This is a genomic window from Flexivirga sp. YIM B11880 (assembly GCF_058148645.1).
Map to the genome: position 1 here is coordinate 131450 of NZ_JBMAMH010000010.1, position 10203 is coordinate 141652.

The window sequence follows — 10203 nt, forward strand, 5'->3', positions numbered from 1 at the left end:
CTGTGGGTGATGGATCCGCTCAACGGATCCGCATCACCGATACAAGAAAGGAGTGTTCGATGAGCGACAAGCAACTCCTGATCGACAACGGGCGACTGGTCGCCCTGATGCCGCACCTCCTCGGCGCCCGTCCCGAAGATGTGCTCGTCGTGATGCCGCTGCAGAAGGACGATTCGCGCCGCCCGACGATGCTTTGCCATGTCCCCGATGATCAGAGCGTGTGGGTCGACGAAGCACGCAAATTTCAAAGGTATGACGGCGTCGGCGTCGCCATCGTTGCGTTCGCCAATCACGAGCGAGCGGAAACTTCCTCGTCAGTGGTAGCGCAGATGCTGCAGAACAGCGGCGCCCACGTGTGGACGCGCGTCGCGACCGACGGATATACCTGGGTGGACCTCGACAGTGGCGACGTTGGGACGGTCAGCCAGACGGACCGCGACCGCATCGCTGTCGAGTTTATCCACGAGGGACAGGCCCGACCGTATGACTCGATGGCGCAGTTGCGCGCGTCGTTTGAGCCCTCGCCCAGCAAGGACCTAGCGGCGGCGATGAACGACGCGTTCCACCACACAGCGATGGCAGGCCGGGATCGACGATCCCTGATCAATGAGCAGCGCTGGATGACACACACCATCGTGAATTTCGTCTCGACCGGGCGACTCCCGGAAACGTCCGACGCCGCACGGCTGTTGTGCGACGTGCAGGTCATCCCACTGCGCGACCACGTGTGCACGGAGATCACCCACGAGCACGCAGCCGCGCACGCCGCGCTCTGGAAAGGGATCATGACCCAAAGCCCTGAGGAAGCGCGCGCACCCGCTGCCTCGTTGACGGCGTTCGGACTGTGGCTCAGCGGTGACGGCATGCAGGCGCGACTCGCTCTCGAACAGGTGCCGGGACACTACGAGCTGGCCAACCTGATCGGCCTTGCTGTTGCAGCGGGCGTCGACCCCGCCGGTTGGTTGCCCCCCGACCCGGACAGCAAAGTGTATGTGAAGCGAGAATCCGCGGATACGCCGAGAACAAGTCGACATCGAGACGTGCCACCCCCATCCGCCGGCGACGATGGGCCCGCACCACGACGTTGACCTGACCACAACCACGACCAGGCGAACTGTGCGGACCGAGCAGACAACCAGCGCCCCATCGCAGCTTGAGAGCACGCTGCGAGAGTTCCTCCACACCAATCATATTGAGAGCACGAACGATCCGCTCGGCATCGACGTGATCTATCCACCGCATGACCACTGACTCCCGCTCTCGCACGGATGGGCCACCACCGAGCTGTTCGCCTCAAGGTGCCCCCTAATCTCCCCTAATCTCGCCCAGCGGTTTTCGGTGTCGGCCATCGCCACCTCGAGGCGCTCCAACACCTGGTCGAGCGTGCCCAACGTGGCCGGCGTGCTCTCCTGGAACCAGGCAGAGCCGGATCCCCGACGTGGAGTTCTGCTAATCCACGGCGGGGCTGGTCTCGACAAGCACGCACGCAGTCCCGCCGCTACGCCCAACTCGGGTACGTCGTGCTGGCTGCGGACATGTACGGCGAAGGCGTCGCCGGCAACCGCGCCGCCAGGCGGGCCGGACCCGGCGATATCGCCGCCAGAATCCTGATCGGTCACGGTGCCGATGACCCCCAGATCCAGATGGAGGATGTCGTCGCGCTCGCCGACGAGATGAAGCTGGCCGGCGCGGACTGGCAGCTGAACAATGTACGGCAGTGCCCAAACACGGTTTCACCCATCAGCACGCACAGCCGGGCGCACAACCGGGAGTCGCTTACCATCACTCACCGACCGACGCTCGTTCGCCGACGGCAAAAGCTTCATGCGCGAAACGCTTGGCATCGCCGATCGGTCGAAAGCTGCCGGGACGCGACCGCGGGACGACCACACCGGACCGACGAGCACAGCCGAGCGCGACCGATTCGTTCGCGACCCGGTCACTGGAAAGTTCTAATCGTCCTCGCCCGACCATGTGCTGACCAGAGCGGTCCCCCACCATTTGCGCCGGGTGCGGTAGGGCACCTGGGGCAGCCCCGACGCACACTGATCTCGACGATGGCACGAGACCAGCAACAGCATTGGCTGGAGAGGCGCTACTTCGCCTCCCACAGGCTGCGCGACAGCCGTTCCAGCGCCGGCAGGTTCAGTCGCCACTCCAGGCGCTGTCTGCTGATCCTCCTGGAGGTGACCAGCCCGATCTCTTCGAGCATGTGCAGCTCGTCCAGTCTGGCCGGCAGCTGCGCGGCCGTGGCTGGCCCGCCCATCAGCATCTGGACCGTTTCGAGCCGGGCCGGCGTGCCCAGGACGTGCAGCACCGACGCCAGCGGTGTGAAGTCACGGGTGTGCGACAGCGGCTTGATCAGACTCGCCGCGGTTGGTTTGTCGATCGGCCGCATGGCCAACGAGTGTAGGTACGACGCGTCACTCTTTGGGTGGGAGCGTGACGCCGGTGAGGTCGAGCTGGGTTCCGAGTCGATTGATGTCGTCGTCCGTCAGCTTGTATATGGCTTCATGTTGCACGCCGCGGAAGGTGCCGCGCTCACGCTCGTTCGGTCTGGTGATGACCCAGGGCATCCGATTCGGGTCCTGCACCGCCCACAGCTCGTAGTCGCTGGGCTGGGTCACGTTCCACACGACGTAGAGCCAGGCGCGGTCGCCGAGGGTCTCGAACGTCCATTTCTGCCGGTCGAGTACGTGGATTGGTCCTTTGCTGCCGCGGCTCTTGACCTCGATGACTCTAGCCTGCCGCGCGACCCCCGCAACCACGTCCGCCGACAGACGGACATCCTTGACGTCTATGCCTGATGCTGCCTCGCGGATGCGGTCCGCGTCCTGGCTGAGGCCTTCGTGTACATCGAACACTGGGTCTCGGTGAAGTTGTTCGTAGCCCAGCACGATCGCCATGGCACGCTTGTCGGCAACCTTCCGCCGGTCGACCATCGTCATGTCCGGGGATACTACGAGGGCCTACCGACAGCGTCCTCCGTTTCTGTGGGGTCACACGTTCCAGAACGTCTCTGGTCGCGGCGTGCCACAAGACCGCCTAGGCGGCAACACGGAATTAGCTAGAGCAGTCTGGTCGATGGACAGCTTCTGATGAGGCCCGGGCCTGGCGCGCCACTGAACGCTGCCGACGTATCCCTCATCGTCGACGACTTCGGGCCAGGTCGTCAGTCGTCGAGAAGGTCTCCGGTACCGAGGCCAAATTCGCGCTCGATATCGGCCGGCGTTGCCGACTGCAGGTAGCGTGCGAACTTCTCGTTGACCGCGTTCATTCGGTCGTGCGCCGCCGCGACGCCGATGTACAGCTGGTCGGCGATGTCACTCCATCCGATGCCGCGTGCCCGCAGCCGCAGCACCTGGCGCTGCTTGTCGGTGATGTCGGGTAGCTTGCCGTGCCGCTGCAGTAATTCGGCCACTCCCACCAGCGAACTGCTGATGACGAAGCCACCGGCGGCCACCCGGTCGACGTTCTGCGTGGTCAGCGTCGGCGGGTCGTACTTGTGGGTGATCCCTTGCGCCCCCGCGCGCAGGCACAGCGCCAGCACCGGGTCGCGGGTCTCCTCGGTGTAGATGCAGACGACGTGTCCTGCGGCAGCCAGGGACCGGATCGCCGGCCGGGCCTGCTGGACGCCCGCCGCCGCGCCCGTCGCAAGCTTGAGATCGACCAGCACGACGTCAACGTCTGGCGGATTCCGCAAGAAGGTCTCGGTATCTGCGAATGTGTCAATGACGTCGAGGCCCGGATGGGTGATGGCGAACCCGGACCGCACCACTGCCAGGTCGTCGATCAGCGCAACGCGCGTTCGCGGGTCAGCCATTGACGACCCCGGTGATCGTGACGAGGGTGCCGTGCCCGGGCCTCGAGTCCAATCGCACTCCGATTCCGCGGGACTGCAGAGCGGTGAATACCTGTTCCTGCAGCCCGAATCCGAACGAGGACGGACCGGGTTCGAAGCCGACACCGTCGTCGTGGACCGTCAGTTCCCATTCATGGTCTTCCTGGTCGGCGTGCACCGTCACCGCACGCGCGTTGGCGTGAATCCGGACGTTGTACAGCAGGGTGGTAACTGCTCGTTGCAGCAGCAGCAGCGCCGGCTTCTGGCCGAGCGCGACTTGTTCGGCGAGCGCGGTGTGGACTACCAGTGGCAGGTCGGTGAAGCCCTCGGTCGCGGCACGCACGACGCCGGCGAGAGTCGCCGGCGACCCGGGTGGTTCCGGTGCCCCCTTCTTCATGAAATACGCCAGCAGCCGCAGCGACTCCTTGCGAGCCTGCTGGCGCAACGCTGGCAGCGTCGAGGCGGGCGTGCCCTCGTCGGCGAGCATCCGCAGCATCGTCGACGCGTCGTGGACCTGCATCAGGTACCGGTCGAGCTCCAGTAGTTTGGTCGCAGTGAGCATCTCCTGGTGCAGTTCGTCAAAGCTCGCGCCGAGTCGTCGCAGATAGCCCGCACCGATCGCCGCGCCCACTCCGAACAGCACGACGTTGCAGGCCGAGCTCAGCGTCACCGCGAGTGTTCTCGTGTCCGACAGCGCCGCGGTCCCCACCAGGGTGGCTGCGATCGTCGCCGAGATCGCCAGTGACCATTTCATGGACCGGGTCCACCCCGCGGCCAGGGAAGCGGCGTTGATCGCGTAGGGCATGTCGAAGTGACCGAGCATCCACGAAGTGCTCTGTGAGGAGACCGAACTGCACACCACGATGGACAGCAGGCAGGTCACCAGGTCAGCCACACCCCACGGCCTGGCCCGCATCCTGGCCCTGCGCAGGGCGTCGACGCATAATCCGCACGACACAAGCAACGCCAGCACCGCGACCGTCGTATAGGCCAGATCGTCGCGGGTGGTGCGCAGCGCGACCGGCGCGGAGGCCAGCGCAGTGATGACCACCACGCCGCGCACCACCACCGCCACCACGGTGATGCTCGCCTCCGACGCCTGTCGTGCCCGGCCGTCGGTCCACACACCCGCCCGCTGAATCGGTCGCAGGACGGAGGCGAGCATGTGCTGATTCTGCTGGCAACCATGGCCTGTGGGAACCCTCGATTCGACGGGTGGACGCACCCGACGAGCCCGCGGGTTGCCCGCACCCCACGGGCGTCGAGGGCAAGAAGCCTGGCTATCGCCGGGTGTTCACGACGTGCCGCCGAGGCGATCCTGGTGCCAGCAACCACCGCCGGCCCAGCGGGGGCGGGAGACACGGAAAAGGTTGTCACGAAAGGGGATTCCCATGCAGGCGATCCGGATTCCACGGCAGCTGGCCAAAGCCGCGGCGCTGGCGGCGGCCGCTTCGGTCGCTGTGGCGGGCGTACAGCTCAACACGGCAACCTCGGCCCACGCGTCGACCACAAACGACACGGTGATGGCCACCACCCAGCGGATGGCCGGCCCCACCCTGAACACGACACAGGTGGGCTGGTATGGCAAGGGCTCGCACCTGAACCTGCAGTGCTACTCGCGCGGCCAATACGTCAAGGGCTACTACAGCCCCTGGATCCCCGGCGGCTGGGACAACCTCTGGTACAAGGTCAGCGACGGATACTGGGTCGCCGACGTCGACATCAACACCGGATCCGACAACCCGGTCACTGCCGCGTGCGCTCCACAGTCCACGCGAGCGACCCGGGCTGTGGCGTGGGCGGACTCGCAGGTCGGTTCGATGAGCTACCCGGGCCTGTGCGAGCTCTTCGTTGAGCGTGCCTACGGGACATCGGGACGCTACGCGTCGGCGATCTCGGCCTACTATGCGCTGCGCGCCGCGGGACAGATCCACACCGGTTCCACTGGCATCCCGGCCGGTGCGCTCGTCTTCTCCGAAAGTCCGCAGTGGGATTACGGATACGGTCACGTGATGCTGTCCCGAGGCAATGGGACATTCGTCTCCGGCGGGGCGTGGACCGGCGGCGGCAACCACAGCACTGTCCAGGTGTTCGGCAGCCCCGCGCCGACGGGGGGATATCTCGGCTGGGCCTACGCGCCGGCGGCCTGGCCGGGTCGCTGACGCTCCGAAGCTGATGACCGCGGGCCGTCGTCCACAGGCGTGTGGGCGACGGCCCACCAAATGTCACCAACGTCCTGTCTTCGCTGTCGTCAGCCCGATCGGTGCGAAAGCCCCGGGATCAGTCGGGCTGATCGCAGCGTTCGGGCGAAGACATAACGCGGTGGTGCCCCAACTGGAACGATCAGGCCATGACCGAAGCCGGGGAGGCCGGGCCGTTTCGCCGCCACTACGTGATGAGCCTGCGCGACGAAGTACCCGTACCTGCCGCCGGCTGGTCAATATTCCGCCACCCGCCAGAGTGCGCCGCTCAGGCCGAGCGTTCAGGTTGTGCCGGAGACGATTGCCGCGTCGCCGACGTGTGCCGCCTGTTCGTCTTCGACGGCACCGACGACGCGGGCATGGGCCAAGGGCTGCAGGACCTGATCGCTGTCGCGAACCGGCTGACCGGAACAGGCTCGAGTCCGCCCGCGCTGCAGAGCGTTCCGCGCCGCCGGGTCGTCGCTGTCACCGGCTCCCGGTGGCGCCATGGCGAGGATCCCAGCGACCACTACCAGCGGTGTTTCCGGCTTCTGCACGACACGGTCAACGCGTTGCGCCTGGCGACCGCGGCACGCACACCCAACGTGAGCATCGAGCGTGTCTGGCCGCTCTACCTGATCGTGGACGAGACCGCCGACGGCTCGTACACCGCGCGCAACATCGTCGTGGTCGAACACGGTTTCCGGGCCACCTCCCCCGCCACGCCCGAACAGACCGCGCAGGCGCAGCAGCTCATCCTGGCTGGCTGGTCCCGCGAACCGGCCGAGATGTACCTGGAATTCAAGCTGGATACGATGCGGGCAGCCGACACCGACGGCGACTACGTCGAATGCGTACTGAAAGCCGCAGCGGCGGCAGAGATACTCCTGAAGCACACCGCCTGGATGCTGACGTGGGAGGCAACCGCGGTGCTGACCTCGGACCCCTCCCCCACGGCGGCGATGAGCATGGACCCGGATGTCAGACCCGCCTCACTCGTTGGCTCGGTCCTCGCGCCACGGCTGAAAGGAAACTGGGCCAGTGGCCACGGCCGCGGCCCGGTCGGTGGATGGCGCGCGAGCATCGCAACCCGGCGTAACGACGTGATCCACCGCGGCTACCGCCCTTCGGAGGCCGAGGCGCACGCGGCCGTGGCCGCACTGGTCGAACTGGAGCAGCACCTGCTCGACCGAATCGCCGCCCAAGGACATGTCTACCCGCGCACCGCATTACTGCTCGCAGGTCGGGACAGCCTGCACCGGCGGGGTGCGTGGGGGAAGGTCCGGGCAACGGACGCGGCCGAGAACCGGCAGACGATGATCAGCCGATACCTGTCATGGCTTGATCACCACCTCGGGTCCTCCACCTGACAGCGCATCAGCTGCCCGGCCCGGGCGTGAACCTCAAGTCGGCGCACGTGTCGGTGCTGCCTGGGACCATGACCCGGTGGGCAAGCAGCACTACATGCCAGCAGGTTTCATCGGCTACTTCGGCCAACCCCACGCCGAGAACCTCGCACCACGCCGCCGGCGGGTCTGGGTGGCGCGACGTGGAGTTCCGGCGATCTGGCGTGCTCGCGCGCAGAACGTCGGCGTATCGAAGAAGAAGGCGAATCTCTACGACAGCCGTGATCCTGGCGGACTCTCTCTGGACCCGACGCTGACCAAGACCGAGAGCGTCCTTGGCTATCTGGAAGGGTTCTGCGCTCAGGTGATCCGAACCGGTGCGGTGGACGCGAACCTTCTCGTCATCGGTGTCGCACCGTTCGTCGCCGGACTGCTCATCCGCCACCCATCCCTAGCCGCACCTGCATGGTCCGAACTCGGAACAAGCGACACCCGCAGTTCGTCCCATGCGCTCGGCGAACGTTGGCGGGCGTTCTGGCGCACCGTCGACCACCTCGTGTTCAACGCCCGCTGGACGGTCATCGAAAGCACGTTCCCGCTGGTGACCACGGATCTGGGGTATGTGTGGTTGCCCGGCGACGGAATGGGCATCCTTCATATACCGATCCACCCGTTCGCGATGCTGCAGCTGAGCCCCGGACGCAGCTTCTACCTCGGGGACAAGGTGGTCCACATCGAGGTGCAGCACTGGAACAACACCGCGCTGTTGCAGTCCCAGTTCGGGATGATCCTCGACGCCAACGATGTGTACGGCATGGACAAAGAACTCGTCCAGATCGCCCACTCGGCCATGCACGACGACGGCCCCCTCGAAATCGACGGCATCGATATGCAACTTCTCACCGGCAGCAGGCACATAGCGCACATCGCGACGGGGCTGGGTTCGAACAATCCGATCCTCGCCTGGCGGAGATTCCACCTTGCGCAACACGATCTCTTCGGCTGCTGGTGCGATGAGAACAACGAGGACGCCGGAATGTCCGCCACGGAGCGGCGGGAATGGGACGCCGCCATCGCAGCCGTCGACCGCGAGGCGCGCGTCTCGGTTCCGCGGCGGGACATCATTACTCCCTGGGACTTGATGCTCGGCCCCGCGTACGCCAGTCGGCCGCTGCAGATCGAACCTCGCCGTTAGAACCCCCGGGTCCGGCCCCGCAACTCGTTCGCCGGCTCAGTCCCATCCGTGCACGCTCCGGCCAACCCGTTGAGCGCATCGGGTTGAGCGCCCGATCCGCCGCCTATGCCTTCGAGTCAGTCGTTGCCGTAATCTCCCTCATAACCAGCGACGTCTGATTCGTCCCCTTGCGCTTCGAAGGTTGTCTCAATGCCTGCTCGGTCGATCAGCTCGTAGTTGTCGAGCACCAGCCCGCAGTTTCTGCAGGAGAAGTAGTCCGCGTGGACTGTCACTCGACCACGGCCTCGTAGTCTTCGTCGCTGTACCGTTTGTACCGCACTCTCGTGTCCGATGCGTCCTCACCTTCGATCTCACCGTCGCGCCCACAGGCTGGGCAGGTGGCCGATTCTCGATACTTCATCGACACCGTCAGGTCGGTACCCGGTGTCCACTGCGCGGCGATCCGTGCCGGAAGAGTGCCAGCCTCCCATTGCGCCAGCCGTTCCTTCGCGCGTTCGATGAGCATCTGAGTGCGGTGCTCAATGTTCTTCTTGTTCCGTTCGAGGTGCTGCTCCACGGTTCCGGCACGGTCCGCACCGACGAGATCCTCGACCTCGCACTCCAGCGCCGCGACCAGGATGACGGCAAGAGTCCGGTAGCGCGGCCACCACGCACTCGGCGGCATCGAGGTGAACCCGGCTTCGCTGCCGTGCAGATACTCGTTGCGCGCGTACGTGATCTTCTTCGCCTCCGACGCATCGAACGGCTTGAATGCCTTCTGGCAGCGGGAGTACAGCGTCTTGGCACGGACCGACGTGAACCGCGCGTCGCCTTCCACCAGCCCGCTCGCGATCAGCCGGTTCGTACCATCTTCCGTCGGCTCGGCGATCAGCAGCGGAGACACTGGCAAGCGCTGCCTTGGTCAGCAGCTCCAGCGCCAGTCAGGCCCACAACGCCTGCTCGTCGAAGGGTCGGAGGACTGGCTGGACCGGTACGCGTGTCATGTCGCAAGACATCGGTGACAGTTCTGCCTCAGGACATCGGTGACAGTCCGATCGATTGTTGGTGGTGACACTTCGTCGGTTCGGATGGGCGGATGTCGAAGAATGAGCCCGTTGATCCTCGTGTGCGTCTCGCGATCGCGCATTGGCCGCCTGATGCTCCGCGTGGTGCAGTGACCACGTTCTGCGCGGAGCATCAGATCTCGCGGAAAACGTTCTACGCGTTACGTGCTCGCGCCCGCGATGAGGGTGAGGCGGCGGTGTTGGAACCGAAGTCCCGCCGGCCGAGGACCAGTCCGTCCCGGATCAGCGAGGCTCTTAAGGATCAAGCCGTGCAAACTCGGGCGTCGTTGGAGGCTCATCCCAATCGGGGGTGTAGGAGTTGGGGTCTGAAGCCGCCGGTCTCGAGCAGGCTTCGGGCGATGTAGTTGGTCAGGTTGCGGAACCCTAGTGCGGAGCCGCGCAGGTGTTCGAGCCGTCCGTTGAGCGCCTCGGTCGGCCCGTTGCTGGTGCCGGGTCGTTCGAAGTAGGCGAGCACGTCAGCGGCTCGCTTCTTCAGGGTCCGGCCCAGGGTGGTGAGCTCGGTGAGCACCTTGGGGACGCCGGCGCTGAGGTCGGTGATCAGCTTCTCCATGAGCTCGCGGCCACGTTGCCGGTCCTC

10 protein-coding genes and 1 pseudogene are annotated in these 10203 nt (G+C 65.7%); 5 read left to right on the top strand and 6 right to left on the bottom strand.

Annotated features, from left to right (window positions below; translation table 11 throughout):
- Positions 1–59: 59 nt before the first annotated feature.
- Positions 60–1088: a DUF4192 domain-containing protein gene (locus ACN8HC_RS14920; protein ID WP_188837867.1), complete on the top strand. Its 1029-nt coding sequence runs from the start codon at positions 60–62 to the stop codon at positions 1086–1088.
- A gap of 1007 nt (positions 1089–2095) precedes the next feature.
- Here ACN8HC_RS14920 and ACN8HC_RS14925 read toward each other — a convergent pair.
- The 4 genes from ACN8HC_RS14925 to ACN8HC_RS14940 all read right to left on the bottom strand — a co-directional run bounded on the left by ACN8HC_RS14925 (position 2096) and on the right by ACN8HC_RS14940 (position 5006).
- Positions 2096–2398 (bottom strand): ArsR/SmtB family transcription factor, encoded by a 303-nt coding sequence (locus tag ACN8HC_RS14925; protein WP_188837868.1) that lies wholly within the window; start codon positions 2396–2398, stop codon positions 2096–2098.
- A gap of 25 nt (positions 2399–2423) precedes the next feature.
- A complete protein-coding gene (locus tag ACN8HC_RS14930) occupies positions 2424–2948 on the bottom strand; it encodes a protein NO VEIN domain-containing protein (RefSeq protein WP_188837869.1) in 525 nt (174 codons plus the stop codon).
- Positions 2949–3172: 224 nt separating this feature from the next.
- Positions 3173–3823 carry a response regulator transcription factor gene (locus ACN8HC_RS14935; protein ID WP_188837870.1) on the bottom strand — a complete coding sequence of 217 codons (651 nt, stop codon included), beginning with the start codon at positions 3821–3823 and terminating at the stop codon, positions 3173–3175.
- Positions 3816–5006 (bottom strand): sensor histidine kinase, encoded by a 1191-nt coding sequence (locus ACN8HC_RS14940; protein ID WP_490075628.1) that lies wholly within the window; start codon positions 5004–5006, stop codon positions 3816–3818. The genes ACN8HC_RS14935 and ACN8HC_RS14940 overlap by 8 nt, the downstream gene beginning before the upstream one ends.
- 226 nt (positions 5007–5232) lie before the next feature.
- Between ACN8HC_RS14940 and ACN8HC_RS14945 the strand changes: the two genes are divergently transcribed.
- The 3 genes from ACN8HC_RS14945 (at position 5233) to ACN8HC_RS14955 (ending at position 8562) form a co-directional block, all read left to right on the top strand.
- Positions 5233–6003, top strand: a complete 771-nt coding sequence (locus ACN8HC_RS14945) for a hypothetical protein (protein WP_188837872.1) — start codon at positions 5233–5235, stop codon at positions 6001–6003.
- Between the two features lie 188 nt (positions 6004–6191).
- Positions 6192–7391: a hypothetical protein gene (locus ACN8HC_RS14950; protein WP_188837873.1), complete on the top strand. Its 1200-nt coding sequence runs from the start codon at positions 6192–6194 to the stop codon at positions 7389–7391.
- Positions 7392–7467: 76 nt separating this feature from the next.
- Positions 7468–8562: a hypothetical protein gene (locus tag ACN8HC_RS14955; protein WP_490075629.1), complete on the top strand. Its 1095-nt coding sequence runs from the start codon at positions 7468–7470 to the stop codon at positions 8560–8562.
- Positions 8563–8830: 268 nt separating this feature from the next.
- Here ACN8HC_RS14955 and ACN8HC_RS14960 read toward each other — a convergent pair whose 3' ends face one another.
- A complete protein-coding gene (locus ACN8HC_RS14960) occupies positions 8831–9445 on the bottom strand; it encodes a hypothetical protein (protein WP_188837875.1) in 615 nt (204 codons plus the stop codon).
- A gap of 192 nt (positions 9446–9637) precedes the next feature.
- Here ACN8HC_RS14960 and ACN8HC_RS14965 point away from each other — a divergent pair.
- Positions 9638–9901, top strand: a pseudogene (locus ACN8HC_RS14965) (helix-turn-helix domain-containing protein); the annotation flags it as partial.
- Here the strand turns inward: ACN8HC_RS14965 and ACN8HC_RS14970 are convergent.
- Positions 9901–10203, bottom strand: a 303-nt coding sequence (locus ACN8HC_RS14970) for a transposase (protein WP_490075630.1), incomplete at its 5' end; no start/stop codon positions are given. The pseudogene ACN8HC_RS14965 and the gene ACN8HC_RS14970 overlap by 1 nt on opposite strands.

Bases quoted from the DNA above. Each gene is read 5' to 3' on its own strand.
- ACN8HC_RS14920 (WP_188837867.1), top strand. From the start codon at position 60: ATGAGCGACAAGCAACTCCTGATCGACAACGGGCGACTGGTCGCCCTG.
- ACN8HC_RS14925 (WP_188837868.1), bottom strand. From the start codon at position 2,398: ATGCGGCCGATCGACAAACCAACCGCGGCGAGTCTGATCAAGCCGCTG.
- ACN8HC_RS14930 (WP_188837869.1), bottom strand. From the start codon at position 2,948: ATGACGATGGTCGACCGGCGGAAGGTTGCCGACAAGCGTGCCATGGCG.
- ACN8HC_RS14935 (WP_188837870.1), bottom strand. From the start codon at position 3,823: ATGGCTGACCCGCGAACGCGCGTTGCGCTGATCGACGACCTGGCAGTG.
- ACN8HC_RS14940 (WP_490075628.1), bottom strand. From the start codon at position 5,006: ATGCTCGCCTCCGTCCTGCGACCGATTCAGCGGGCGGGTGTGTGGACC.
- ACN8HC_RS14945 (WP_188837872.1), top strand. From the start codon at position 5,233: ATGCAGGCGATCCGGATTCCACGGCAGCTGGCCAAAGCCGCGGCGCTG.
- ACN8HC_RS14950 (WP_188837873.1), top strand. From the start codon at position 6,192: ATGACCGAAGCCGGGGAGGCCGGGCCGTTTCGCCGCCACTACGTGATG.